General features: G+C 73.9%; 22 protein-coding genes, 1 pseudogene and 1 riboswitch. Of the genes and pseudogenes, 14 read left to right on the top strand and 9 right to left on the bottom strand.

Features of this window, described 5'->3' with window-relative positions; translation table 11 throughout:
* Window positions 1-113 precede the first annotated feature (113 nt).
* The 10 genes from hpnC to ACIQFX_RS25300 all read left to right on the top strand — a co-directional run bounded on the left by hpnC (window position 114) and on the right by ACIQFX_RS25300 (window position 10855).
* Window positions 114-1025, top strand: coding sequence for a squalene synthase HpnC (gene hpnC / locus ACIQFX_RS25345; protein ID WP_402467529.1), 912 nt, complete (start codon window positions 114-116; stop codon window positions 1023-1025).
* Entirely contained in the window at window positions 1022-1972 is a 951-nt protein-coding gene (gene hpnD / locus ACIQFX_RS25340; protein ID WP_402467526.1) for a presqualene diphosphate synthase HpnD, read from the top strand. Before hpnC ends, hpnD begins: the two co-directional genes overlap by 4 nt.
* Before the next feature lie 142 nt (window positions 1973-2114).
* Window positions 2115-3635 (top strand): hydroxysqualene dehydroxylase HpnE, encoded by a 1521-nt coding sequence (gene hpnE, locus ACIQFX_RS25335; protein ID WP_402467523.1) that lies wholly within the window; start codon window positions 2115-2117, stop codon window positions 3633-3635.
* Complete coding sequence (locus tag ACIQFX_RS25330; protein WP_402467520.1) at window positions 3632-4732, top strand: polyprenyl synthetase family protein; 1101 nt, start codon at window positions 3632-3634, stop codon at window positions 4730-4732. The genes hpnE and ACIQFX_RS25330 overlap by 4 nt, the downstream gene beginning before the upstream one ends.
* 107 nt (window positions 4733-4839) lie before the next feature.
* A complete protein-coding gene (gene shc / locus ACIQFX_RS25325) occupies window positions 4840-6825 on the top strand; it encodes a squalene--hopene cyclase (protein ID WP_402467517.1) in 1986 nt (661 codons plus the stop codon).
* Window positions 6825-7496: a 1-hydroxy-2-methyl-2-butenyl 4-diphosphate reductase gene (locus tag ACIQFX_RS25320; protein ID WP_402467514.1), complete on the top strand. Its 672-nt coding sequence runs from the start codon at window positions 6825-6827 to the stop codon at window positions 7494-7496. Before shc ends, ACIQFX_RS25320 begins: the two co-directional genes overlap by 1 nt.
* Before the next feature lie 7 nt (window positions 7497-7503).
* Window positions 7504-8526 carry an adenosyl-hopene transferase HpnH gene (gene hpnH, locus ACIQFX_RS25315; RefSeq protein ID WP_402467511.1) on the top strand — a complete coding sequence of 341 codons (1023 nt, stop codon included), beginning with the start codon at window positions 7504-7506 and terminating at the stop codon, window positions 8524-8526.
* Window positions 8527-8536: 10 nt separating this feature from the next.
* Window positions 8537-9922 (top strand): aspartate aminotransferase family protein, encoded by a 1386-nt coding sequence (locus tag ACIQFX_RS25310; RefSeq protein WP_402467507.1) that lies wholly within the window; start codon window positions 8537-8539, stop codon window positions 9920-9922.
* Window positions 9923-10036: 114 nt separating this feature from the next.
* The gene (locus ACIQFX_RS25305; protein ID WP_402467504.1) at window positions 10037-10666 is read left to right on the top strand and encodes a helix-turn-helix domain-containing protein; all 630 of its coding nucleotides are present in this window, start codon (window positions 10037-10039) and stop codon (window positions 10664-10666) included.
* 33 nt (window positions 10667-10699) lie between these two features.
* Window positions 10700-10855 (top strand): DUF6126 family protein, encoded by a 156-nt coding sequence (locus ACIQFX_RS25300; RefSeq protein ID WP_167534180.1) that lies wholly within the window; start codon window positions 10700-10702, stop codon window positions 10853-10855.
* A 36-nt stretch (window positions 10856-10891) separates the two neighbouring features.
* Here the strand turns inward: ACIQFX_RS25300 and ACIQFX_RS25295 are convergent, their stop codons facing one another.
* Complete coding sequence (locus tag ACIQFX_RS25295; RefSeq protein ID WP_402467500.1) at window positions 10892-11713, bottom strand: tyrosine-protein phosphatase; 822 nt, start codon at window positions 11711-11713, stop codon at window positions 10892-10894.
* Window positions 11714-12073: 360 nt separating this feature from the next.
* A riboswitch (cyclic di-AMP (ydaO/yuaA leader) is annotated at window positions 12074-12259 on the top strand.
* A gap of 4 nt (window positions 12260-12263) precedes the next feature.
* Between ACIQFX_RS25295 and ACIQFX_RS25290 the strand changes: the two genes are divergently transcribed.
* Window positions 12264-13241 (top strand): peptidoglycan DD-metalloendopeptidase family protein, encoded by a 978-nt coding sequence (locus ACIQFX_RS25290; RefSeq protein ID WP_402467497.1) that lies wholly within the window; start codon window positions 12264-12266, stop codon window positions 13239-13241.
* A 167-nt stretch (window positions 13242-13408) separates the two neighbouring features.
* Entirely contained in the window at window positions 13409-14203 is a 795-nt protein-coding gene (locus tag ACIQFX_RS25285; protein ID WP_402467494.1) for an SGNH/GDSL hydrolase family protein, read from the top strand.
* Here the strand turns inward: ACIQFX_RS25285 and ACIQFX_RS25280 are convergent.
* Genes ACIQFX_RS25280 through ACIQFX_RS25260 form a run of 5 tightly spaced genes read right to left on the bottom strand, consistent with a single transcriptional unit; the run spans window position 14190 to window position 19379 of the window.
* The gene (locus ACIQFX_RS25280; protein ID WP_402467491.1) at window positions 14190-15092 is read right to left on the bottom strand and encodes an STM4011 family radical SAM protein; all 903 of its coding nucleotides are present in this window, start codon (window positions 15090-15092) and stop codon (window positions 14190-14192) included. The two genes, ACIQFX_RS25285 and ACIQFX_RS25280, sit on opposite strands and share 14 nt — an antisense overlap.
* A gap of 9 nt (window positions 15093-15101) precedes the next feature.
* Entirely contained in the window at window positions 15102-16439 is a 1338-nt protein-coding gene (locus tag ACIQFX_RS25275; protein WP_402467488.1) for an STM4012 family radical SAM protein, read from the bottom strand.
* Window positions 16436-17257: an STM4013/SEN3800 family hydrolase gene (locus ACIQFX_RS25270; RefSeq protein ID WP_402468194.1), complete on the bottom strand. Its 822-nt coding sequence runs from the start codon at window positions 17255-17257 to the stop codon at window positions 16436-16438. The genes ACIQFX_RS25275 and ACIQFX_RS25270 overlap by 4 nt, the downstream gene beginning before the upstream one ends.
* Before the next feature lie 11 nt (window positions 17258-17268).
* Entirely contained in the window at window positions 17269-18423 is a 1155-nt protein-coding gene (locus ACIQFX_RS25265) for an STM4014 family protein (RefSeq protein ID WP_402467485.1), read from the bottom strand.
* Window positions 18420-19379: an STM4015 family protein gene (locus tag ACIQFX_RS25260; protein ID WP_402467482.1), complete on the bottom strand. Its 960-nt coding sequence runs from the start codon at window positions 19377-19379 to the stop codon at window positions 18420-18422. The genes ACIQFX_RS25265 and ACIQFX_RS25260 overlap by 4 nt, the downstream gene beginning before the upstream one ends.
* 228 nt (window positions 19380-19607) lie before the next feature.
* Between ACIQFX_RS25260 and ACIQFX_RS25255 the strand changes: the two genes are divergently transcribed.
* On the top strand, window positions 19608-20378 hold the full coding sequence (locus ACIQFX_RS25255) for an SIMPL domain-containing protein (RefSeq protein WP_402467478.1): 771 nt from the start codon (window positions 19608-19610) through the stop codon (window positions 20376-20378).
* Between the two features lie 270 nt (window positions 20379-20648).
* Here the strand turns inward: ACIQFX_RS25255 and ACIQFX_RS25250 are convergent.
* Both ACIQFX_RS25250 and ACIQFX_RS25245 read right to left on the bottom strand, forming a co-directional pair.
* A pseudogene (locus ACIQFX_RS25250) lies at window positions 20649-21236 on the bottom strand (TetR/AcrR family transcriptional regulator); the annotation flags it as partial.
* Between the two features lie 64 nt (window positions 21237-21300).
* Window positions 21301-22476, bottom strand: coding sequence for a Glu/Leu/Phe/Val dehydrogenase dimerization domain-containing protein (locus tag ACIQFX_RS25245; protein ID WP_402467475.1), 1176 nt, complete (start codon window positions 22474-22476; stop codon window positions 21301-21303).
* 131 nt (window positions 22477-22607) lie between these two features.
* Here ACIQFX_RS25245 and ACIQFX_RS25240 point away from each other — a divergent pair, with 131 nt between their 5' ends.
* Entirely contained in the window at window positions 22608-23810 is a 1203-nt protein-coding gene (locus ACIQFX_RS25240; protein WP_402467472.1) for an MBL fold metallo-hydrolase, read from the top strand.
* A gap of 118 nt (window positions 23811-23928) precedes the next feature.
* Here ACIQFX_RS25240 and ACIQFX_RS25235 read toward each other — a convergent pair whose 3' ends face one another.
* On the bottom strand, window positions 23929-24543 hold the full coding sequence (locus ACIQFX_RS25235; protein WP_402467469.1) for a TetR/AcrR family transcriptional regulator: 615 nt from the start codon (window positions 24541-24543) through the stop codon (window positions 23929-23931).
* Between the last annotated feature and the right edge of the window lie 54 nt (window positions 24544-24597).

The following is a 24597-nucleotide window of genomic DNA, read 5'->3' as shown; positions in this document are numbered from 1 at the left end:
TGTCCGAAATAGGATGGATTGGATCGGCAGTGTAGAACGGGAGACGTGACGGCCATGACGCAGAATCTCCAGCTCCACGAGGGTGTCGCCGTCCCTCCGGCGGGCAGTGACCTGTGACGGACACCCGGCAGGCGCGCCCCGACGCCTCCTCGCGCGCCACACTCGGCAAGGCCGCGGACGAGAACTTCCCCGTGGCCCCCTTCTTCCTGCCCCGCGCCTGGCGCGACGACCTCATGGCCGTCTACGGCTTCGCCCGCCTGGTCGACGACATCGGCGACGGCGACCTCGCCCCCGGCGGTTCCGACGCCCGACACCTCGGCGTCGACCCCGAGCACGCCGACGACCGGCTCGCCGTCCTCGACGCCTTCGAGGCCGACCTCCACCGCGTCTTCGACGGCACCCCCCACCACCCCCTGCTGCGCGCGCTCCAGCCGACCGTGCGGCGGTGCGGGCTCGGCCCCGAGCCGTTCCTCGGCCTCGTCGCGGCCAACCGGCAGGACCAGCTGGTCCGCCGCTACGAGACGTACGACGACCTCCTCGCGTACTGCGAGCTCTCCGCCAACCCCGTCGGCCGGCTCGTCCTCGGCATCACCGGCACCGAGACGCCCGAGCGGATCCGGCGCTCCGACGAGATCTGCACCGCCCTCCAGATCGTCGAGCACCTCCAGGACGTCGCCGAGGACCTCGGCCGCGACCGGATCTACCTGCCCGCCGAGGACCTCAAGCGCTTCCACGTCACCGAGGACGACCTGGCGCAACCGACCGCCGGAGCCTCCGTGCGCGCCCTGATCGCCTTCCAGGCCGAGCGGGCCCGCGAGCTGCTCCACGCGGGCAGCCCGCTCGTCGGCAGCGTCCACGGCCGGCTCCGCCTCCTCCTCGCCGGCTTCACCGCCGGGGGGTTCGCGGCCCTCGACGCCGTCGCCGACGCCGGATTCGACGTACTGACCGGCCCACCGAAGGCCACCAAGCCGAGCCTGATGCGCCAGGCGGGAGCGGTTCTGCTCCGGGCGCGGAAAGAGGGGTGAGCGCGACCGTGGAGGCACAGCCCCAGCCGTCCGCACCGGTCCTGGCCGCCTACAGCTACTGCGAGGCGGTCACCGGGCAGCAGGCCCGTAACTTCGCCTACGGGATCCGGCTGCTGCCGGCCGACAAGCGCCAGGCGATGTCCGCGCTGTACGCCTTCTCCCGGCGGGTCGACGACATCGGCGACGGCACGCTCGCGCCCGAGGCCAAGCGGGAGCGGCTCGAAGCCACCCGGGTCCTGCTCGACCGGGTGCGCGCGGGCAAGATCGACGAGGACGACACCGACCCGGTCGCGGTCGCCCTCGCCGACTCGGCCCGCCGCTTCCCCATCCCGCTCGGCGGCCTCGACGAACTCATCGACGGCGTCCTCATGGACGTGCGCGGCGCGACCTACGAGACCTGGGACGACCTCAAGGTCTACTGCCGCTGTGTCGCGGGCGCGATCGGGCGCATCTCCCTCGGCGTCTTCGGCACCCAGCCCGGCGCCGCGGGCGCCGACCGGGCCCCCGAGTACGCCGACACCCTCGGCCTCGCGCTCCAACTCACCAACATCCTCAGGGACGTACGCGAGGACGCCGGGAACGGGCGCACCTATCTGCCCTCCGACGACCTCGCCAAGTTCGGCTGCGGGGACGGCTTCGGCAGCGCGACGATGCCCCCCGGCTCCGACTTCGCCGGACTCGTCCACTTCGAAGTGCGGCGCGCCCGCGCCCTGTTCGCCGAGGGCTACCGGCTGCTCCCGCTGCTCGACCGGCGCAGCGGCGCCTGCGTGGCGGCCATGGCCGGCATCTACCGGCGCCTCCTCGACCGGATCGAGCGCGATCCCGAGGCCGTGCTGCGGGGCCGCGTCTCGCTGCCCGGCCGGGAGAAGGCCTACGTCGCGGTGCGCGGCCTGTCCGGCCTCGACACCCGCACCATCGCCCGCCGCACCGTCAGGGGGCGTGCCTGATGCCACCGTACGCTTCCGACCGGCGCGCAACCCCGGGCACCGTTCCGGCGTCCCTGCCGGGGGCGGCCGTGCCCGCCGCGGCCGTGCGCCCGACGGACAGGTCCGCCCCGACCCCGCCCCTGACGACCCGAACGGAGGCCGAGTGACGACCGACGGAACCGAGCGCGACGCCCTGCCGGGCACCGGGCCGACCCGCCGCGCGGGCCGCCCCGGCGACCCGCGCTCCGGCGGCGGCGACAGCGGCGACCGACGGCACGTCGTCGTGGTCGGCGGCGGGCTCGCCGGCGTCACCACCGCGCTCCAGCTCGCCGACGCGGGCGTCCGCGTCACCCTCCTCGAAGGCCGGCCCCGGCTCGGCGGCCTCGCCTTCTCCTTCCGCCGCGGCGAGCTCACCGTCGACAACGGCCAGCACGTCTACCTGCGCTGCTGCACCGCCTACCGGTGGTTCCTCGACCGGGTCGGCGGCGCACGCCTCGCCCCGCTCCAGGACCGCCTCGACGTGCCCGTCCTCGACGTCGGCCACCCCGGCGGCCCCCGGCTCGGCCGGATCCGCCGCGACGCCCTCCCCGTGCCGCTGCACCTCGCCCGCAGCCTCGCCACCTACCCGCACCTGTCCCTCGCCGAGCGGGCCTCCGTCGGACGGGCCGCGCTCGCCCTGAGGAAACTGGACCCCGCCGACCCGGCGCTCGACGGCATCGACTTCGCCACCTGGCTCGGCCGGCACGGACAGTCCCCGCGGACCGTCGAGGCCCTGTGGGACCTCGTCGGCATCCCCACCCTCAACGCGCCCGCCCCGCAGGCCTCCATGGGGCTCGCCGCGATGGTCTTCAAGACCGGACTCCTCTCCGAGCCCGGCGCCGCCGACATCGGCTGGGCCCACGTCCCGCTCGGCGAACTCCACGACACCCGCGCCGCGAAGGAGCTCGACGCCCTCGGCGTCCGCACCGCGCTCCGCACCAAGGCCGAGCGGATCTCCCGTACCGACGACGGGCGTTGGGCCGTCGACGTCCCCGGCGAGACGATCACGGCGGACGCCGTCGTCCTCGCCGTACCGCAGCAGGAGACCCACGGCCTGCTGCCCGAGGGCGCCCTCGACGACCCCGACCGCCTCCTCGACATCGCCACCGCGCCGATCCTCAACCTGCACGTGGTCTACGACCGCAAGGTGCTGAAGCGTCCCTTCTTCACCACCCTCGGCTCCCCGGTGCAGTGGGTCTTCGACCGCACCGACTCCTCCGGACTGCTGAGGGGCGGGCCCGAAGGGCCCTCGGACAAGGGCGGTGGTGGGCGACGGGTGGGCGGCCAGTACCTCGCCGTCTCCCAGTCCGCCGCCCAGGACGAGATCGACGAGCCCGTCGCCGCCCTGCGCGCGAAGTACCTTCCCGAGCTGGAGCGGCTGCTGCCCGCCGCCCGCGGCGCGGAGGTCCGCGACTTCTTCGTCACCAGGGAGCGGACGGCCACGTTCGCCCCCACCCCGGGCGTCGGCCGACTGCGGCCCGGCGCCCGCACCGGGGCACCGGGCCTCTACCTGGCCGGAGCCTGGACCGCCACCGGCTGGCCCGCGACCATGGAGGGTGCCGTCCGCAGTGGTTTCAGCGCCGCGGGCGCCGCGCTCTCCGCCTTCGGCCGCCGCCATGACCATCCGCTGCAGGAGGCGGCATGAGTGTGAGTACCGGAACAAGAGGAGAGACCGTGCCGACTGCGCCGCCGGGGAATCCGGCCGTCGACACCGCGGACGTGTCCGCACTGCTGGAGCGGGGGCGGACCCTGTCCACCCCCGTACTGCGGGCGGCCGTCGACCGCCTCGCGTCGCCCATGGACACCGTGGCCGCCTACCACTTCGGCTGGATCGACGCCCACGGCAACCCCGCCGACGGCGACGGCGGCAAGGCCGTCCGCCCGGCGCTGGCCCTGCTGTCGGCCGAGGCCGCGGGCGCCGCGCCCGAGATCGGGATCCCCGGCGCCGTCGCCGTGGAACTCGTCCACAACTTCTCGCTGCTCCACGACGACCTGATGGACGGCGACGAGCAGCGCCGCCACCGCGACACCGTGTGGAAGGTCCACGGCCCCGCGCAGGCCATCCTCGTCGGCGACGCGCTCTTCGCCCTCGCCAACGAGATCCTGCTGGAACTCGGGACCGTCGAGGCGGGCCGGGCCACCCGTCGGCTCACCACGGCCAGCCGCAAGCTGATCGACGGGCAGGCCCAGGACATCTCCTACGAGCACCGCGAGCGGGTCACCGTCGAGGAGTGCCTGGAGATGGAGGGCAACAAGACGGGCGCCCTGCTCGCCTGCGCCGTCTCCATCGGTGCCGTCCTCGGTGGCGCCGACGACCGCACCGCCGACAAGCTGGAGGAGTACGGCTACCACCTCGGCCTCGCCTTCCAGGCCGTGGACGACCTCCTCGGCATCTGGGGCGACCCGGAGGCCACCGGCAAGCAGACCTGGAGCGACCTGCGCCAGCGCAAGAAGTCCCTCCCGGTCGTCGCCGCCCTCGCCGCTGGCGGCGAGGCCTCCGAGCGGCTCGGCGAGCTGCTCGCCGCGGACGCCAAGTCCAACGACTTCGACAGCTTCTCCGAGGAGGAGTTCGCCTTCCGGGCCGCCCTCATCGAGGAGGCCGGCGGACGCGAGTGGACCTCCCAGGAGGCCCGCCGCCAGCACGCCGTCGCGATCGAGGCCCTGAACGAGGTGGACATGCCCGCCCACGTGCGGGCGCAGCTCGTCGCCCTGGCCGACTTCGTGGTCGTACGGAAGAGATGATCACCATCACCCTGATATGAGTTCGCGGTCGCCGGCCGGTGCCACCCGGCGCCGGCCGACGGCAGACCCGTAGAAGCAGAAGAATCCGACTGCGCAAAGGGGAAGCCATGACAGCGACGACCGACGGAAGCGCCGGGGCCGTGGGCCCCCGAGCGGCCGCGGCCAGCACCACGCACGACACCGACGCCTCGGCGCCGGACCTCGACGGGACCGCCGCGCGGGCCGCGCAACGGGCCGTCGAGCACCTGCTCGCCCGCCAGGACCCGGCGGGCTGGTGGAAGGGCGACCTGGAGACCAACGTCACCATGGACGCCGAGGACCTCCTCCTCCGCCAGTTCCTCGGCATCCACGACGCCGACACCACCCGGGCCTCCGCCCTCCACATCCGCCGCGGACAGCGCGAGGACGGTGCCTGGGCGACCTTCTACGGCGGACCCGGCGAGCTCTCCGCCACCGTCGAGGCCTATGTGGCACTGCGCCTCGCCGGCGACCCGCCCGAGGCCCCCCACATGGCCCGCGCCGCCGCCTGGGTCCGCGCCCGCGGCGGGATCGCCGCCGCCCGGGTCTTCACCCGGATCTGGCTGGCCCTCTTCGGCTGGTGGCGCTGGGAGGACCTGCCCGAACTGCCCCCGGAGCTGCTCTTCCTGCCGAAGTGGTTCCCGCTCAACATCTACGACTTCGGCTGCTGGGCCCGGCAGACCATCGTGCCGCTCACCGTCGTCTCCGCGAAGCGCCCGGTCCGCCCCGCGCCCTTCCCGCTCGACGAGCTGCACACCGACCCGGCCCGGCCGAACCCGCCCCGCCCCCTCGCCCCCGCGACCGGCTGGGACGGCGTCTTCCAGCGGCTCGACAAGGCGCTGCACGTCTACCACCGGATGGCGCCGCGCGCGCTCCGCGGGACCGCCATGAACGTCGCCGCGCGGTGGATCGTCGAGCGCCAGGAGAACGACGGCTGCTGGGGCGGCATCCAGCCCCCGGCCGTCTACTCGATCATCGCCCTCCACCTCCTCGGCTACGACCTCGACCACCCGGTCATGCGGGCCGGCCTGGAGTCGCTCGACCGCTTCGCCGTGTGGCGCGAGGACGGCTCACGCATGATCGAGGCCTGCCAGTCGCCCGTCTGGGACACCTGCCTCGCCACCATCGCGCTCGCCGACGCGGGCGTCGCCCCCGACCATCCGGCGCTCGTGAAGGCCGTCGACTGGATGCTGGACGAGGAGATCACCAGGTCCGGGGACTGGGCGGTCCGCCGTCCCGGACTGCCGCCGGGCGGCTGGGCGTTCGAGTTCCACAACGACAACTACCCCGACATCGACGACACCGCCGAGGTGCTGCTCGCGCTGCGCCGGGTGAAGCACCCCGACCCCGCGCGGGTCGAGGCGGCCGTCGCCCGGGGCGCGCGCTGGACGCTCGGCATGCAGTCGCAGGACGGCGGCTGGGGCGCCTTCGACGCCGACAACACCAGCCCGTTCCCCAACAAGCTGCCGTTCTGCGACTTCGGGGAGGTCATCGACCCGCCCTCCGCCGACGTCACCGCCCACGTCGTGGAGATGCTCGCCTACGAGGGCCTCGCCCAACACCCCAGGGCCCGCCGGGGGATCGAGTGGCTCCTCGCCGAACAGGAGCCGAACGGAGCCTGGTTCGGCCGCTGGGGCGTCAACCACGTGTACGGGACGGGCTCGGTGGTCCCGGCGCTCACCGCCGCCGGACTGCCCCCGTCCCATCCGGCGCTCCGCCGGGCCGTCGGCTGGCTGGGGGCCGTACAGAACGAGGACGGCGGCTGGGGCGAGGACCTCCGCTCGTACGAGGACGAGAGGAGCGTCGGCCGCGGCGCCTCGACCGCCTCCCAGACCGCGTGGGCGCTGATCGCCCTGCTCGCCGCCGGCGAGCGGGAGTCCGAGGCCGTCCGGCGGGGCGTCGCCTGGCTCGCCGCCACCCAGCGCGAGGACGGTTCCTGGGACGAGCCGTACTTCACCGGCACCGGCTTCCCCTGGGACTTCTCCATCAACTACCACCTCTACCGGCAGGTGTTCCCGCTCACCGCGCTCGGGCGGTACGTGCACGGGGAGCCCTCGCCCGGCGAGGAGCGCTGATGGGTCGCGAGCCCGGCCCCGGCGCCACCCCGCCGCTGCTGATCGCCTGCGCGCTCGGCATCGAGCAGTTCGCCCTGCGCAGCGGGGACCGCGGCGGCGCCCCGGGCCCGGTGACCGTGCTGCGCACCGGCATGGGCCCGGACCGGGCCCGCCGGGCCGTCGCGCGGGCCCTCGGCGAGGAGCGTCGGCGGGACGCCGCGGTCATCGCCTCCGGGTTCTGCGCCGGCCTCGCCCCCGGCATGCACCCGGGGGACCTGATCGTCGCCGACGAGACCAGGGGGCCCGACGGCACCACCCCCTGCACCGGCACCGACCTGCTGGTGAAGGCCCTCGCCAAGGCGCTGCCCGGGCGGGCCGTGCACACCGGGCCGCTCATCGGCTCCGACCACGTGGTGCGCGGCCCCGAACGGGTCGAGCTGCGGGTCGGCGGGGCGATCGCCGTCGACATGGAGTCCGCCGCCACGCTCCGCACCGCCCGGTCCGCCGGGGCGTTCGGGGACGGCCTCGACGCCCGCCCGGTTGCGGCCGTCCGGGTGGTCGTGGACGCTCCGGAACATGAACTGGTCCGGATCGGCACGGTACGCGGGGGAATATCAGCCTTCCGTGTCCTTCGTGCCGTCCTTCCCGCGTTCTTCGAATGGCACCGTTCTTTGCTGCTCCCCAGGAGGTGAACGAGTTATGGCCATGCCGCTCCGTCAGTCCATCCGGGTCGGGACCTACCTCTTCGAACAGAAGCTCCGCAAGCGGGACAAGTTCCCGCTGATCGTCGAGCTGGAGCCGCTCTACGCCTGCAACCTCAAGTGCGAGGGCTGCGGGAAGATCCAGCACCCGGCGGGCATCCTCAAGCAGCGCATGCCGGTCGCGCAGGCGGTCGGCGCGGTCCTCGAGTCCGGTGCGCCCATGGTGTCCATCGCCGGCGGCGAGCCGCTGATGCACCCCCAGATCCACGAGATCGTGCGCCAGCTGGTGGCCCGGCGCAAGTACGTCTTCCTGTGCACCAACGCCATGCTGCTGCGCAAGAAGCTGGCGGACTTCACGCCCTCCCCGTATTTCGCCTTCGCCGTGCACATCGACGGCCTGCGCGAACGGCACGACGAATCCGTTGCCAAGGAGGGAGTGTTCGACGAGGCGGTGGCGGCGATCAAGGAGGCCAAGCGGCGCGGTTTCCGGGTCACCACCAATTCGACCTTCTTCAACACCGACACACCGCAGACGATCATCGAGGTGCTCAATTTCCTCAACGACGACCTCCAGGTCGACGAAATGATGATCTCGCCCGCCTACGCCTACGAGAAGGCCCCCGACCAGGAGCACTTCCTCGGCGTCGAGCAGACCCGGGAACTCTTCAAGAAGGCCTTCGCGGGAGGAAACCGGCGCCGCTGGCGGCTCAACCACTCGCCGCTCTTCCTGGACTTCCTGGAAGGAAAGGCGGACTTCCCGTGCACCGCCTGGGCCATTCCCAACTACTCGCTCTTCGGGTGGCAGCGCCCCTGCTACCTGATGAGCGACGGCTACGTCCCCACGTACCGCGAACTGGTCGAGGAGACCGACTGGGACAAGTACGGACGCGGCAAGGACCCGCGCTGCGCCAACTGCATGGCGCACTGCGGGTACGAGCCCACCGCCGTCCTCGCGACCATGGGCTCCCTCAAGGAGTCCCTGCGCGCGGTCCGGGAGACCGTCTCCGGGAACAACGGGTGAGGCGGCCGGCATGAGCGGGGAGTTCGACCTGCGGGCGCTGCTCGACGCGCGCGGCGGCGAGCGCTACGAGCTGCACGCCAAGTACCTCAACCACCAGCTGCCGCGCATGCTGCACACCATCGGTTTCGACAAGGTGTACGAGCGGGCCGAGGGTGCCCACTTCTGGGACGCCGACGGCGTCGACCACCTCGACATGCTCGCCGGCTTCGGCGTGATGGGCCTCGGACGGCACCACCCCGTCGTCCGCAAGGCCCTCCACGACGTCCTGGACGCCCAGCTCGCCGACCTCACCCGCTTCGACTGCCAGCCGCTCCCCGGGCTGCTCGCCGAGCGGCTGCTCGCCCACAGCCCGCACCTCGACCGGGTCTTCTTCGGCAACAGCGGCACCGAGGCCGTGGAGACCGCCCTGAAGTTCGCCCGGTACGCCACCGGGCGCCCCAGGGTCCTCTACTGCTCCCACGCCTTCCACGGGCTCACCACCGGCTCCCTCTCCGTCAACGGGGAGCGGGGCTTCCGGGAGGGCTTCGACCCGCTCCTGCCGGACACCGCGATCGCCCTCGGCGACCTCGACGCCCTGGAGCGGGAGCTGCGCCGGGGCGACGTGGCCGCCTTCGTCGTCGAGCCCATCCAGGGCAAGGGCGTCCACGAGGCGCCGCCGGGCTTCCTGCGTTCCGCCCAGGAGCTGCTGCACCGGCACGGGGCCCTGCTGATCGCCGACGAGGTGCAGACCGGCCTCGGCCGGACCGGCGACTTCTACGCGTACCAGCACGACGAGGGCGTCGAGCCGGACCTGGTCTGCGTCGCCAAGGCGCTCTCCGGCGGCTACGTCCCGGTCGGCGCCACCCTCGGCAAGGACTGGATCTTCAAGAAGGTGTACTCGTCGATGGACCGCGTCCTGGTCCACTCGGCGAGCTTCGGGTCGAACGCGCAGGCCATGGCGGCCGGGCTCGCCGTCCTGTCGGTCATGGAGTCCGAGGGCACGGTCGCCCACGCCCGCCGGATCGGCGATCTGCTCTCCGGACGCCTCAAGGAGCTCGTGCCCCGGTACGAGCTGCTGCACGAGATCCGCGGGCGCGGGCTGATGATCGGGATCGAGTTCGGCCGGCCGAGCTCCCTCGGGCTGCGCGGCCGCTGGACGATGCTCCAGGCGGCCCGCAAGGGCCTCTTCGCCCAGATGGTCGTCGTCCCGCTGCTCCAGCGGCACCGGATCCTCACGCAGGTCTCCGGCGACCACCTGGAGGTGATCAAGCTGATCCCGCCGCTGGTCGTCGACGAGGCGGACGTGGACCGGTTCGTCACCGCCTTCACGGCGGTCATGGACGAGGCGCACGGGGGCAGTGGGCTGATGTGGGACTTCGGGAGGACACTCGTGAAGCAGGCGGTCGCGCAGCGCTGAAGCGCACCGGGCCGTCGGTGTCCCCGGCTTCCGGGGGCAGCGGCGGCTTCCGGTGATCTTTGCCTCTGGGGCAAGAAACTTGCCTCAGAGGCATCCTCCTGGCGGAATGGACGCATGGACCACGTCCCCGGGGAAGCCTCCCCGGACCCCGCCGCCTCCGGCGCCCTGCCCGACGTCGCCCCGCAGCTGCGGGCCCTGCGCCGCCGCCGGGGGCTCACCCTGGAGGCCGCCGCCCAGCGCGCCGGCCTCTCGCCCGCCCACCTCTCGCGGCTGGAGACGGGGAACCGGCAGCCCTCGCTGCCGATGCTGCTCGCGCTCGCACGCATCTACGGTACGACGGTGTCCGAGCTGCTGGGCGAGGCACCGCCCGAGCGCGACCCCGTCGTGCGGGCCGGCCGCTCCGACCCCGTCGAGGCCGACGGCTGGATCTACCGGCAGGCCGGCGGCGCCGGACGCGCCCTCCAGTGCCTGCGCGTCCACGTGCCGTACGCCACCCGGGCCGACATCGTGCGGGTCCACCCCGGCGAGGAGTGGATCCACGTCCTGGAGGGCCGGGTGCGGCTCGCGCTCGGCGAGGCCGTCCACGTCCTCGACCCGGGGGACAGCGCGCACTTCGACTCGCTGACCCCGCACCGGATCGGCGCCGCCACCCCGGGCGGGGCCGAGCTCCTCTTCGTCCACACGCTGATGCAGAGTCCCGCCGCCGAGCTGTGCCTCGGCGACGGAACCCCGCACCTGCGCTGACCCTGCGCGACCCTTCCCCAGGAAAGGACCGACATGTCCGAGAAGTCCGCACCTGTCACCGGCGAGGAGCGAGGAGAGGGCAAGTTCCCCAAGGGGCTCGTGCTCCGCCTCTTCGCCTACCTGATCGCCGGCCACCTCTTCGCCGGCTTCCTCTACCTGCTCTTCATGCTGGGCGGGCAGAACCAGTAGCGGCGGTCCGGGCCGCCGGGGCGGCCCGGGTGGAGGTCACACCTCCGTGAGCAGCCGCTCCCGCAGGCGCTCGCGGGTCTCCGGGGCCAGCTTCAGGCCCTCCGAGAGGTAGGCGTCCACCGTGCCCCAGGTCGCCTCGATCGTCTCGAAGGCGGCCCGCAGGTACTCCACCCGCGCGTCGAACAGCGGGCTCAGCAGCTCCATCACCTCGGGCGACATCGCGTCGGGGGAGGTGGAGCTGCGGCGCACCTTGTAGCGGCGGTGCGGGTCGTTCGACTTCACGTAGTCGGCCTCGATCGCCTTCCGCTCGACGCCGACGGCGAGCAGCGTGATCGCGATGGAGAGCCCGGCGCGGTCCTTGCCGGCCGCGCAGTGCATCAGGGCGGGGACGCTCTCCTCCGCCAGGGAGTGCAGGATCCGGCTGTGCTCCGACGCCCGCTCGACCACCATCCTCCGGTACGACTCGGACATCCGGGCGGCGGCCTTGCCGTCGCCGAGGATCTCCCGCAGCTGCTCTGTCTCGCCGTCGCGGACCAGCTTCCAGAACTCCTTGCCGTCGGCCGGGTCGTTGAGCGGTATGTTCACGTTCCGTACGCCGGGCAGCTCGACGTCCGCGCCCTCGACCTTCCGGTCGGCCTCGTTGCGGAAGTCGAAGACGGTGTGCAGTCCCAGCGCGGCGAGGAAGGCGACGTCGCTCTCGGTCGCGTGGGCGAGGTGGCCGCTGCGGAAGAGACGGCCCGGGCGCACGGCGCGCCCGTCCGTCGTCGGCAGGCCGCCCACGTCCCTGAAGTTGCGGACCTCCGCCAGTTCGGGCTCGTCGGCTTCGGTGGGCGGGACCTGCGGAAGCTGCTGCGTCACGGATGCTCCTGGGTGTCGTCGTTCGGGTGCCCGACGCGAGATCGGTTCCAGGGCCAATCATCCCGTTGGGGTGGTGAAGGCGCACCCCCTCGGACGGTAATGGGCGATCTGTCCGAATTGAGGTATTGGGGATAACGCGCCCTGGTTGCAGGCGAGATGGGCCGGGCTGCGTGAGCAGCGTCATAAAGGTGACGGATCGTGGCCGACCGCCCGGAGCAATTTCCGTGCGCAAAAAGGAAATCGAAGGACCGTCATCCACGCAGGGTGACCGGAATTCGAGCCGAATGGCACCCCCGTGAATCCCCCTCGAAAACAGTGGCTTGTTCGCGCCGACCCCGCTCGTCTAGCGTCACCGTCAATCCGGTCGGACCGCCGAATCCTGCCACCGTCCGGAATTCACTCACCCATGTGTGGCAGGAGCGGGGGACCCAGGAAGTACGCCGGTCCCGCGATGCAGGACGGCTCGGGGTGAAGCCGCGTGAGAACGCGGCCGGGCATCTCCAGTCCGAACCCGACAGCTCACCTCGCAGGCGCCGGAGAGGAATTCGCCATGCCCGCGAAGGGTAAGCACCGCCGTCCCAGGACCAACCCCCTCACCCGTGGACTCGCCGTCGCCGGCACCGGTGGCGCCGTCGTCGCCCTCCCGCTCCTCGGAGCGACCGGGGCCCACGCCGCCGAGCAGTCCGCTCCGGCCGCCGTCCCGGGCCACGCCGTCACCGCCGCAGCGCAGGTGAAGGCCCCCGCCGCCGTCCAGGCCGCCCCCGCCAAGGCCGCGCCGAAGACGTACTCCGTCGTCCGCGGCGACCACCTGTCGAAGATCGCCGCCGAGCACCACCTCGCCGGCGGCTGGCAGAAGCTGTACGCCGACAACCGCCGGGTCGTCGGCGAGGACCCCTCGCTGATCCTCCCCGGCATGAAGCTCACCCTCGGCGCCAAGGGCTCCGCGCCCGCCGCCCCGAAGAGCACCGCGCCCAAGGCCGCCCCCAAGAGCACCCAGAGCTCGAAGAACGGCGACACCCCGCGCGCCTCCCGCGGCTCCGAGCGCTCCTCCGCCCCGGCCGCCGCCACCTCGGAGACCACCACCTCGCAGGCCGCGCAGTCGTCGGGCTCCTCGACCTCCGCCTCCGGCTGGGTCGCCCCCGTCACCGGCGGCTTCTCCACCCCGTACCGCGCCTCCGGCTCCATGTGGTCCTCCGGCTACCACACCGGTGTCGACTTCATCGCCTCCTCCGGCACCACCGTCCGCGCCGTCGGCGCCGGCACGGTCGTCTCCGCCGGCTGGAGCGGCGCCTACGGCAACGAGGTCGTCATCCAGCACGCCGACGGCAACTACTCGCAGTACGCGCACCTCTCCTCCCTCTCCGTCTCGTCCGGCCAGACCGTCACCGGCGGCCAGCAGATCGGCCTCTCCGGTTCCACCGGCAACTCCACCGGCCCGCACCTGCACTTCGAGATCCGCACCTCGCCGAACTACGGCTCGGACATCGACCCGCTGGCCTACCTGCGCCAGCACGGCGTCTCCGTCTGACGCGGACGCCTCCCTTCGCGGAAGCCCTCCTGGCGGCCCGGCACGCACGTGCCGGGCCGCCGCCGTATTCCGGCTTGGGGGAATCTTTATCGGTGGCATATGTCACCCGGCGTCAACCCCTCCTTACGGTCGCGTAGGTCACATCCGAAGGGGAAGGATGTGGTCCCGTGGCAGACGATTCGAGATCAACAGACAAGAACGCATTCGGGTCGTACGCGGCGATCGGTGACAGCTTCACCGAGGGCGTCGGAGACCCCGGGCCCGACGGGACGTACGTCGGCTGGGCGGACCGTTTCGCGGTCCTGCTCGCCGACGAGCTGCCGGAGCACGACGACTTCCGCTACGCCAACCTGGCCGTACGCGGGCGCCTCCTCGACCAGATCGTGGCGGAACAGGTCCCCCGGGCGAAGGAACTCGCCCCCGACCTGGTGACCTTCTGCGCCGGCGGCAACGACATCATCCGCCCCGGCACGGACCCCGACGACGTCGCCGAGCGCTTCGAGCGCGCCGTCGCCGACCTGGCCTCCGCCGTCGGCACCGTCATGGTGACCACCGGCTTCGACACCCGCGACGTGATCCTCCTCAAGCACCTGCGCGGCAAGATCGCCACGTACAACGGACACGTCCGGGCCATCGCCGACCGCTACGGCTGCCCGGTCCTCGACCTGTGGTCGCTGAAGTCCGTCCAGGACCGGCGCGCCTGGGACGACGACCGGCTCCACCTCTCCCCGGACGGCCACACCCGTGTCGCCCTGCGCGCCGGCCAGGTCCTCGGCCTCCCCGTGCCCGCCGACCCGGACCAGCCCTGGCCCCCGGTCCCCCCGCGCGGCACCCTCGAAGTCCGCCGCGACGACATCCACTGGGCCAAGGAGTACCTCGTCCCCTGGATCGGCCGCCGCCTCCGCGGCGAAAGCTCCGGCGACCACGTCGAGGCCAAGCGCCCCGACCTCATGCCCCTGTAGTCAGGGGGAGGGACGGCGGGGGCAGGACGGCGGGGATCCGCTCCAGGACCCCGCCGGCGAACACGTCGTACAGCGGCAGCGTCTCCAGGTGGACGTAGCCGATGTGGCAGTCGCAGACGGCGAGGGGGCAGGCCCGGGGGCGCAGGGCGGCGCGGTACGAGCCGTCGTACAGGTTCCCCAGCTCCGCCCTGACGAAGTGGCAGCGCCGCACCGTCCCCTCGCCGTCCACCGAGATCACCGACTCGCCCGTCCGGCAGGGCAGCCCCGCCGACCGGTGCGGATGCCGGCTGTAGGGGAAGAGCGGGTCGATCCCCGTCCACTCCGCCGCCTCCGCGTCGGTGTACACGTGCCCCTCCGCCGCGTTCACCCAGAGGTACACGTGCGGCGGCAGGGCGGCGCGCAGCCTCCGGGCGTCGTCCGCGTGCTCGGGCAGCCCGACCACGCCGACGCTGAACCGGACGCCCCGCCCGGTCAGGTCGCGGCACTTCGCCAGGAAGCGCTCGTACGGCGTCTGGCCGGGGTGGTACGTGCACCAGAGCGCCACGGTCTCCGGGTCCGCCTCCGCCAGCCAGTCGGTGCGGCAGCTCAGATTGGTCTGGATCGCCACCCGCTCCACGTGCGGCAGCCGGGAGAGCTCGACCAGCGCCCGCCGGTACCAGGAGCGCACGAGGCCCTCGCCCCACGGGGTGAAGAGGATCCGCAGCCGGTCACCGGTCTGCCCGGCGGCCCACCCGGTGAACCGTTCGAGCGCCGCCCGGTCCGCGCGCAGCAGCTCGGGGGTGTCCCGCCGCTTCGCGAACGGGCAGTACGGGCAGTCGAAGTCGCAGGAGGAGAGCGGGCCCCGGTACAGCACGGTCAGGTCCGTGCCCGAGGACGGGTTCGGGTGCACGCCGGCCCGCTACTTCGCCTCGTACGCGGCCATCGCGGCCCGTACGGCGGGGGAGAAGAGATCGGGGCCCAGCCCGTCCGAGTGCGCGAGCCCCTCGGGCGACAGCCGCAGCAGCCCCTCCGGCGCGTCCGCGTCCAGCCAGCCGAGCGCCTCGAACCGGGCGAGCTCGGGGCCGAAGTCGGCCAGGGGAGAGGAACCGAAGCGCTCCTCGTAGCCGTCGACGGGCATGCCCTGCGCCTGGAGCAGCGACTGGAGGAGGTGACGGCGCCTCGCCTCGGCCCCGGTCATCCCGTAGCCGTGCGCGGCGCGCGAGAAGTCCTCCGTCTCCGTGTAGACGTCGATGATCGAGCGGATCTCCCGCATGTCGACGGCGTAGTCGAAGGAGTAGTGCACGGCGGAGGTGTACGAGCGGGCCCCGCACCCCAGGCCGATCATGCCGTCCGTCTGGCAGGCGTGGTCGTCGGGGCCCGCGGGCCCGGCGTCCGCGCGGCGGAACATCCGCATCGACACCTGCTCGTAGCCGTGCGCGAGGAGGTGGTCCCGGCCGTGCCGGTAGAGGCGGAGCCGCTGCTCGTCCCAGGCGCGGTCGGCGGCCGCGGGGTCCTGGAGCCGGCCGAGTCCGGTGAGCGGGCGCACGTACAGCGGATAGAGGTAGAGCTCCTCGGGCCGCCAGGCGAGGGCCGCGTCCAGGGAGACCTGCCAGGACCGCTCGGTCTGGCCGTCGATCCCGTAGATCAGGTCGATGTTGAGCACGGGGACGCCGCTGTCCCGGATCCGGCCGAGCGCGGCCTCCACGTCGGCACGGCGCTGCGGCCTGACCGCCGCCCGCGCCTCGGCCTCCACGAAGCTCTGCACCCCGATGCTCAGCCGGGTCGCGCCCCGCTCGGCGAGCAGGGCGAGCCGGTCGGCCGTCGCGGTCGCGGGCGAGGTCTCCACGGACAGCGGCACCGCCCGCAGGTCCACCCCCATCCGCTTCTCGGCGATGTCGCAGAGCCGCTCCAGCTCGCCGGCGGTCAGGAAGGTGGGCGTGCCGCCCCCGAAGGCGGCCGTGGCGAACCGCACCGGGCCGCCGTCCCCGAGGGCCTCGCGCACGGCCGCGGCCTGGCGGTCGAGCGCGTCCAGGTAGCGGGTCGTCAGCCCGTCCGGGGCGCCCACGCGGGTGAAGAGGTTGCAGAAGCCGCAGCGGACCTCGCAGAACGGTATGTGCGCGTAGAGGGAGAGCGCGTCCTTCGGCTCGTCCGCCCACAGGGCGGCCAGCTCCGGGAGCCCGGGGAGCTCCCGGTACGCCGTCTTGTGCGGGTAGGCGTAGACGTAGCTCCGGTACGGGCGGGGGGCGGGGGTGCTCACGCGGCGGCCTCCGAGTCGGGTCCCGGCAGGACGAACTGGGCGTACGGCACGGTCCACACGACCTCGTGGCCGAGCCGGTGCCCGGTGTGGCCGTCCTCCCCGTACGCGGTGCCGTGGTCCGAGCAGACGACCGCGAAACAGGGCCGGCGGCTGCTCATCGCGGCGAAGAGCCGCCCGATGTGCCGGTCGACGTACTCCAGGGCCGCCGCGTGCGTGGCCCGGGAGTCGCCCGCCTCGCGGCTCGCCCCCGGCAGGTGGAACCAGTTGGGCTGGTGCAGCGCCGACACGTTGACGAAGAGGAACAGCCTGCGCTCGCGGGGGAGGCCGGCGACCACCTCCTCGGCCCGCGCGACCTGGGACTCGAACGACGTCGGCGAGGCGACGCCGAAGGACGGCTCCCAGTGGCTCTCCTGGAAGAGGCCCGGCAGCACCGCGCCCAGCGGCGGCCGCCCGTTGAAGAAGCCCACGCCCCCGACGCAGACCGTCCGGTAGCCCTCGCCCGCCAGCGCGGACACCAGGTCGGGAGTGTCGTAGACGTACGTCCCGCCGGCCGTCGTCTCGCTGCCCGCGAACCGGGCCGCGAACAGCCGCGGATGCGGCCCCGGGGAGGCCGGCGTCGGCAGGAAGCCGGCGAAGATCGCCTGGTGCGAGGCGTACGTGAAGCTCCCGGGCGCGTGCCGGCGCTCCCAGCCGCCGCCGGGCAGGTGCCGGGCCAGGTTCGGGAGCCGTCCCCCGGCCGCCAGCTCGACCGCCACGTCGTACCGCAGCGTGTCGAGGGTGACCAGGAGCAGGTCGTGGCTGCCGACGACCGCGTTCATGTCGGGCTGGTTCACGGGGTGCTCGTTCCTGTGGTGCCGTCTTCGTAGGGATGCGGGAACTCCGCCGCGACCTGCGCGGCGTACGTGTCGAGGCCCTCGGCGCCGCGGCCGGGCAGGCCCGTGAGGCCGGGCAGCAGGTCGCCGAAGGCGTTGACCTCACCCACGGCGAAGCGGCGCCACCCGCTGGCCGGCAGCAGGTCGACCCCCACGCAGCGGGTGCCGGGGAACGCGGCGGCGGCCCGCTCGCACACGTCGAGCGCGTCCTCCCACCGCCCGCCGGCGGCCGTGATCGCCGCCCGGGCCGCGGCCAGGTCGCCGCGGGCCCCGCCCAGGTGCAGGTTCGTCATGGGGGAGCGGCTGGTCCGGAGCACGGCATGGGTGGCCCGCCCGCCGACCACCACGACCCGCAGGTCGGCGGCCCGGCCGCCCTGGGTGGCCTTCGGCAGCCACCGCTCGACGTGCAGACCGTCGGGGGCCAGGGCGTCCACGATCGCGGCGACCTCGCGCTCGCTCGTGTAGCGGCGTACCCGCAGGGAGTTGAAGAGCCGTCCGCCCGGACCGCGCTCCACCGAGGTGGTGGCCTGGACCCGGCCCGCCCCGTTCGTCTCCACGGCGAGCACGCCCGAGGCGGAGGAGCCGTGCGCGAGCTTCACGAACACCCGGCGCAGACCCGGCCGCGCGGTCAGCGACCGGACGTCCGCCCAGCCGCGCACGACGGGGGCGGCGGGACCGGACGTCGGCGCGTCGGGCACCGGCACCCCGGCGGCCCGCAGCCGGCCGTGGCTCAGCCGCTTGTCGAAGAGGACGGGCAGCTCGCCGGGATCGTCGACCAGCGCCGCCCCCGCCTCCGCCACGGCGGCGGCGAGTCCGGCCGCGGCGGCGGTGAACCGCTCGTACCAGAGGCCGCTGCCCTCGACCCGGGCCGGATCGTCGACGTCGCGCAGCAGCCGGTCGGCCTCCGGGTCCTCGCCGGGCGAATCGATCCGTACGGTCTCGCCGGCGGTGAACCGGGCCCGGCCGCGCAGCACCTCGGGCCAGGACACCACCCGCGCCCCGGGCAGCCCGGCGGCCCGCAGCGCGTCCTGGAAGAACGCGACGCGGCGACCCGCCGGATCGCCGACGACCACGATCCGCGGTCCGGCGGCGGGACGCGGGCGGACGGTCATTCGGCGACCGCGACGTACCGGTAGACCTCGCCGTCGCCGTCGTCCTCCGGCTCCTGGGCGTCGCCGAGGTCGACGGTCACGCCGTGCGGGACGAGCGCGGCGAGAACCCGCTCCCGCACGGCCTCGGACAGGTAGTGGTGGGACAGGTCGAGGTGGGCGAGGTGGGTCAGCGACCGGCCGCCCAGGAGCGCCGCCGCGCCCTCGTCGGTGAGGACGCCCATGGAGAGGTCGAGGCGCTCGACGCGCGCGACGACGGGCGCGTCCGCCACGGCGGCGGCGACGGCGTCCTGGATCACGCTGTTGCGCAGGGCGAGCCGGCGCAGCGCGGGGAAGGCCGTCCCGGCGAGCAGCGGCGCCAGATCCTCCGGCGTGCTGTCGCCGCCGTACTCGTCCGTGCCGAGCCAGAGCTCCAGGTCCCGCAGGGCGGGCAGGTCACTGCCCACGACACCGCGCACCACCTCGGCGCCCAGGCCCCCGGTCTCCACCACCAGGGTCTCCAGGCCGGTGTGCCGGACCGGCGGGAAGGCCAGCCCCGAGCCCCCGCGCACCCCGAGCTCGCGCAGCGCCGGATAGGCGGCGAGCAGCGGCGTCACGTCGGACTGGATGATCCAGGAGATCTCGCAGTCCTCGCCGGTCATGTCCCCGAGGAACACCGCGGCCAGGCCCGTCAGCCGGTTGTTCGCGCCGATCAGCGCCGTGACGATGTCGGCCGACGAGTTCTCGTACGCCTCGTCCCAGCCGCCGACGACCAGCGCCCGTACCCGCCCCGCGTCGACCGTCTTCAGGAACCGCTCGAACCGCGCCGCCCACAGCTCGTCCCCGGGATCGGAGTACGTCGGGGCGGAGATCCGCCAGGCGACCCGGTCCGCCTCGGGGAGCTCCACCCGCGCGTCCGCGTCCGGGAAGTCGAACACGGGCAGGCCGTGGAATTCCTGAAGGTAGTGGCCAACGGTCATGGCGGGTGCTCCAGACAACGGACGAGTGGGGTCGGCTGACGGAAGAGTTCTACCAAGCGCCACCGACAGCGCACCGGCCCGGGTCGGTCCGGGTGGGGAACGGGGCGCGGCTGGTACGGAGAGGTGAAGGGAGCGGCCGGCCAGGAGTGGCGCGTGGGAGGCGGGGCCGCCGGGTGCTGGGATGTGCCCGCCGGAGCACCGGCCACTCACGTCTCGAAGGGACCGCCCGTGACGATCCGCCGGCCCAGCGCCGCCCGTACCGCCCGTCTGCTCGCCGCCACCGCCGTGCTGGGCGGGCTCCTCGTCGGCACGGCGGGTCCCGCGCTGGCGGCCGCGCCCGCGCGGACGGCCCTCCGTGTCGCCGCCGCGGAGCCCGCGCCCGCGACGGTGACCGTCAGCGGGCAGGGCCGCGCGTCCGCGGCGCCGGACCTGGCGATCCTCTCCGTCGGCGTCGAGGCCGCCGAGAAGACGGCCAAGGAGGCGATGGCGGCGCAGAGCACCGCGGCCGAGGCGCTCCTCGGGGTGCTGCGCAAGCAGGGGATCGCCGACCGGGACATCCGTACCGACAGCCTCTCCCTGTCCCCCGTGTACACCCAGAACGCCGAGGGCGAGAACAAGGTGACCGGGTACCAGGCGGGGCAGGCGTTCTCCGTGAAGGTCCGCGACATCGACAGGACGGGGCAGGTCATCGGCGCCGTCAACGAGACCACGGGGGCCTCGGGCCGCATCAACGGCGTCGTCTTCGACGTCGCCGACCCGACGGCGCTGCGGGCGAAGGCGCGCGAGGCCGCGTACCGGGACGCGTACGACAAGGCGGAGCAGCACGCCCGGCTCAGCGGCCACCGGCTCGGCCGGCTGGTCTCGCTCAGCGAGGGCGAGTCCGTGCGGCCCGGCCTCGGCGCGGCGCCCGGCATCTCCGCCGACGAGCCGAGCGTCCCGACGGCCCCGGGCGAGATCGAGGAGCAGGTCACGGTGTCGGCGGTCTACGAGCTGCTCTGACGGGGAGGGGCGGGTTGTCGCCGGCCGGGCCCGCCGTGTGCGTCGTGGGGGCGGGTCGGCGTCGCCGCCGCCCGAGCCCCGTCGCGTGTGTCGCGAGCGGCCGGGCGGCCGCGGCTACTCCGCGGCGGGGCGCCGTGCGGGCGGTTCGGCCGGCCCGGGGGCTTCGGCGAGGGCCTGGGGCAGGTCCTCGGCGGGGTTCCCGGTGAGCGCTTCGGTGGGGCCCGTGTCCTGTGCTTCGGCGGGGGCTTCGTCCGGTGCGTCGTCGGTGTGCAGGCCGAGCTCGCGGGCGAGGGCGGCGTCGGCCCAGCGGAGCATGGCGGTGCGGGAGAGGGAGCCGGCGTAGGCGGTGGTCTGTACGGCGAGGCCGTCGAGGAAGGCGGTGAGGCGCCAGGCGGTGGCCGCGGGGTCGGGGCAGTGGAACTCGCCGGCGGCGGCGCCTTCCGCGATCACGCGGGTCAGGGCGGCCTTCCACTCCTGGTCGAGGGAGGTGGCGACCCGGCGGAGTCCGGGGTCGCGGAGCGAGGCGGCCCAGCCCTCGATCCAGAGGCGCCAGCCCTTGGCCTGGCCGGTCGGGGCGTACCAGCGGACGGCGGCCCGGAGGCGCCGCACCGCGGTGGAGCGGCGTCCGAGCAGGCGGCGCAGATGGGCGAGGTCGGCCTCGGCCGCGTGGGCGAAGGCGGCCGTGACCAGCTGTTCCTTGGTGGAGAAGTGGTAGAGCACCAGGGCGTTGCTGACGCCGAGGGCGGAGGCGACGTCGGAGATCCGGACGGCCGCGACGCCGCGCGCCTCGATCTGCTCGACGGCGGCCCGCAGCAGCTCGTCCCGCCGCTCCGCCACGCTCAACCGCACTCTCGCCACGCCGTGCAGCCTACACAGCACATGACAAGGGCATGATCATCAACGGCCGTGGGGCGGGCCCGGCTCAGTACCAGCCGTAGCGTTCGGCGATCACCGGCAGTCGCTCCGCCACCAGCGCGTGCGCCGCGGCGCGCGGGGTGGTGCCGTGCGCCGCCCGGTCGAGGACCGCGCCGACGAGCGTCCGCATCGCGCCGCGCACCCGGTCGAAGGCCTGGTCGGCGTCGGCCTCGATGTCGCCGAAGAGCGTCCACCACCACCAGGCGTTGGTGCACGAGTTCACGACCACGTCCGGCAGCACGGTCACCCCGCGCGCGGTGAGGGCCTCCTCTGCCTCCGGCAGGACCGGCATGTTGGCCGCCTCGGCGATCCAGCGGGCCGTGATCCGTCCCTGGTTCCCGGCGTCGATCGCGTACGAGACGGCCGCGGGCACGAGGACCTCCGCGTCGACCGCGAGCCAGGCGTCCCCGGGCTCCTCCCGGTCCCCAGGGCGCAGCGCGGCGCGGTCGACGGCGCCGTGGGCGTCGCGGGCGGCGAGGAGCGCCTCCACGTCCAGGCCGTCGGGGTTCACGATCGTGCCCCGGACGTCGGCCACGGCGACCACCTGCAGCCCGGCCCGCGCCAGGAACCGGGCGGTCGCCCCGCCCATGGTGCCGAGCCCCTGCACGGACACCCGGGTCCCGGCGTGCTCCCGGCCGGCCCGGTCGAGGGCGACGAGCACGGACTCGGCGACCCCGAGGCCGCCCACCAGCTCGTCGAGGCCGATGCCGTCCACCTCGATCGCGAACGCGTCGGAGAGCCGCTTCCTGGCCGCCTCCTCGTCGTCCAGGAGGGGGTACACGGCCTGCACCGAGGAGACCAGACCGGCCTCGGCCACGGCGCGGTCCACCAGGTCCTGGGTGAGCCCCAGGTCCTCCCCGGTGGTCCAGAACCGCTCGACGTACGGCCGCATCGCGCGCAGGTAGCGCACCAGGACGCCGTACGCCTCCGGGGAGCGGGGGTCGCAGTCGATGCCGCCCTTGGCGCCGCCCAGCGGTACGTACCGGGCCGTCGGGTCGTAGTGCAGGGCCTCCTTCATGGTCATCCCGCGGGCGAGCCCGGCGACCTCCTCCGCCGTGCACCCCTCCCGCATCCGCAGCCCGCCGCTGGCCACGCCGCGCACCAGCCGGTCGACCACCAGGTGGCCCCGGCGCCCGGTGACGTGGTCGGTCCAGTCGACGGAAAGCAGGGGGGCGGTACTCATCGCGGGGCTCCTCGGGAGGGACGTGCGGCCGGTCGGCCGTACTGAACAGCGATTCAGTATGGCCGACGGTCCCGACCGTTCGCGGCGCGGGCCGCCCATAATGGAACGACCCCCAGAGATCAGGAGGTCCTGTGACCGGTACCGGCTCCGACCGTTCGCCGCGGGCCCGGCTGCGCGCGCTGCGCCCCGAGTCCTTCGGCGCGGATCCCGCGGGAGAGCGCCTCGCCCGTATCCACCGCTCGCCGAACTTCGCGGACGGGATCTTCCAGAACCCCGAACCGGCCCGACGCGGCCCCTCGGGCTCCGGCGTCGAGTTCGCCAAGATCTACTTCGACAAGGAAGGACGATCGCGCCGCGCCCCCACCGGCACGATCCCCGTCCACCCGACCACCCTGGCCGACCTGGCGAAGGCCCCGGCCACCGGGCTGCGCCTCACCTGGATGGGGCACTCCGGCGTCCTCGCGGAGATCGACGGCCACCGGGTCCTCTTCGACCCGGTCTGGGGCGACCGCTGCTCCCCCTTCCCCTTCGTCGGCCCGAAGCGGCTCCACCCGGTGCCGCTGCCGCTCGCCGCGCTCGGGCCGGTCGACGTCGTCGTGATCTCGCACGACCACTACGACCACCTCGACCTGCCCACGATCAAGGCGCTCGCCACCACCGACACCGTCTTCGCGGTGCCCCTCGGCGTCGGCGCCCACATGGAGCGCTGGGGCGTGCCCGCCTCCCGCCTGCGCGAGCTCGACTGGAACGAGTCCACCGAGATCGGCGAGCTGACGCTCACGGCCACCCCGGCCCGCCACTTCTGCGGCCGCGGCCTCCGCAACCGGCAGATGACCCTCTGGGCCTCCTGGGTCGTCGCCGGCCCCGCCCACCGGATCTTCCACAGCGGCGACACCGGCTACTTCTCCGGCTTCGCGGACATCGGCGCCGCCCACGGCCCCTTCGACGCCACCATGATCCAGATCGGCGCCTACTCCGAGTTCTGGACCGACATCCACATGACCCCCGCCGAGGGCATGCGGGCCCACCTCGACCTCCAGGGCGGTGCGCCCCGCGGCGTGATGCTGCCGATCCACTGGGGCACCTTCAACCTGGCCCCGCACCCGTGGGCGGAGCCGGGGGAGTGGACCGGGGACGCGGCCGAGGAGGCGGGCCAGGCCGTGGCGTTCCCCCTGCCCGGCGAACCCTTCGAGCCCGCGGGGAAGCTGCCCGGGGAGTCGTGGTGGCGGGGCGTCTCCCACCCGAGCGACCGTCCTTGGCGCCGCCCCCGGAGCGTCGAGGTCGCGGCCGAGGAGGCGCGCAGCGACGATCTCGACCTGGCGGGCGAGCGGTGACGCCTGCCGGCGATGAAGGTCCCGCGCGTCCCGGTCCGCGCACACGTCACGGCCTCTCGCCGACCTGAGGCCGGCGGGGACGCCCCGCCGGCCTGCCCCGTCCCTCCGGCGTCGCGGGTCAGGCCGCCGGCAGCGCGTGGGCGTGTGCGGCGGCCAGGGTGACGCGCACGGCCCGGTCCGCGGTCGTGTCGTCGACCGGATCGCCGGTGAAGACGAGTCGGAAGTAGATCGGCGCGGCGAGGGTCCTGAGGAGTTCGGCGGGGTCGGTGCCGGCGGGGAGTTCGCCCCGCTCGACGGCGCGGGTGACCACGGGTTCGGCCCGCCGGAACCGGTCGTCGAAGAGCGCGTTCTTGATCTCGGCGAGCCGGGGGACGCGTACGGCGTCCGAGAGCACGGTGGTGAGCAGGGCCCGGCCCGCCGGCGTGGTCATGGTGGCGACGAGGGCGCGCGCCAGCTCGCGCAGGTCGCCCTCCACCGCTCCGGTGTCGGGGATCGGGATGTCCGTGGCGAAGTGACCGGCCAGCGCGTCGGCGACGAGGCGGTCGGAGTCGCTCCAGTTCCGGTAGATCGTCGTCTTGTGGACGCCGGCCCGTCGGGCGACGCCGTCGACGGTCAGCGCCGCGTACCCGGTCTGCGTGAGCTCGGCGAGGGTCGCCGCCAGCACGGCGGCCCGCATCTTCTCGCCCCGCCCGACGGCGGGCGGGCGCTTCGGGGACGGCTCGGCGGACTCCATTGCAACTCCCAGTTGCGTTGATGCTTGAGCGTGTGACAGGCTCAAGGTATCGCA

This window comes from Streptomyces sp. NPDC093089 (assembly GCF_044754405.1).
Lineage (GTDB): Bacteria > Actinomycetota > Actinomycetes > Streptomycetales > Streptomycetaceae > Streptomyces.
This window is presented reverse-complemented; position numbering and strand designations above follow the sequence as displayed.

What these genes read in the sequence shown, in the direction of transcription:
- ACIQFX_RS25330 (WP_402467520.1), top strand. Translation starts at nt 3,632, where the DNA reads ATGAGTGTGAGTACCGGAACAAGAGGAGAGACCGTGCCGACTGCGCCG.
- shc (WP_402467517.1), top strand. Translation starts at nt 4,840, where the DNA reads ATGACAGCGACGACCGACGGAAGCGCCGGGGCCGTGGGCCCCCGAGCG.
- ACIQFX_RS25320 (WP_402467514.1), top strand. Translation starts at nt 6,825, where the DNA reads ATGGGTCGCGAGCCCGGCCCCGGCGCCACCCCGCCGCTGCTGATCGCC.
- hpnH (WP_402467511.1), top strand. Translation starts at nt 7,504, where the DNA reads ATGGCCATGCCGCTCCGTCAGTCCATCCGGGTCGGGACCTACCTCTTC.
- ACIQFX_RS25310 (WP_402467507.1), top strand. Translation starts at nt 8,537, where the DNA reads ATGAGCGGGGAGTTCGACCTGCGGGCGCTGCTCGACGCGCGCGGCGGC.
- ACIQFX_RS25305 (WP_402467504.1), top strand. Translation starts at nt 10,037, where the DNA reads ATGGACCACGTCCCCGGGGAAGCCTCCCCGGACCCCGCCGCCTCCGGC.
- ACIQFX_RS25300 (WP_167534180.1), top strand. Translation starts at nt 10,700, where the DNA reads ATGTCCGAGAAGTCCGCACCTGTCACCGGCGAGGAGCGAGGAGAGGGC.
- ACIQFX_RS25290 (WP_402467497.1), top strand. Translation starts at nt 12,264, where the DNA reads ATGCCCGCGAAGGGTAAGCACCGCCGTCCCAGGACCAACCCCCTCACC.
- ACIQFX_RS25270 (WP_402468194.1), bottom strand. Translation starts at nt 17,257, where the DNA reads ATGAACGCGGTCGTCGGCAGCCACGACCTGCTCCTGGTCACCCTCGAC.
- ACIQFX_RS25265 (WP_402467485.1), bottom strand. Translation starts at nt 18,423, where the DNA reads ATGACCGTCCGCCCGCGTCCCGCCGCCGGACCGCGGATCGTGGTCGTC.
- ACIQFX_RS25260 (WP_402467482.1), bottom strand. Translation starts at nt 19,379, where the DNA reads ATGACCGTTGGCCACTACCTTCAGGAATTCCACGGCCTGCCCGTGTTC.
- ACIQFX_RS25245 (WP_402467475.1), bottom strand. Translation starts at nt 22,476, where the DNA reads ATGAGTACCGCCCCCCTGCTTTCCGTCGACTGGACCGACCACGTCACC.
- ACIQFX_RS25235 (WP_402467469.1), bottom strand. Translation starts at nt 24,543, where the DNA reads ATGGAGTCCGCCGAGCCGTCCCCGAAGCGCCCGCCCGCCGTCGGGCGG.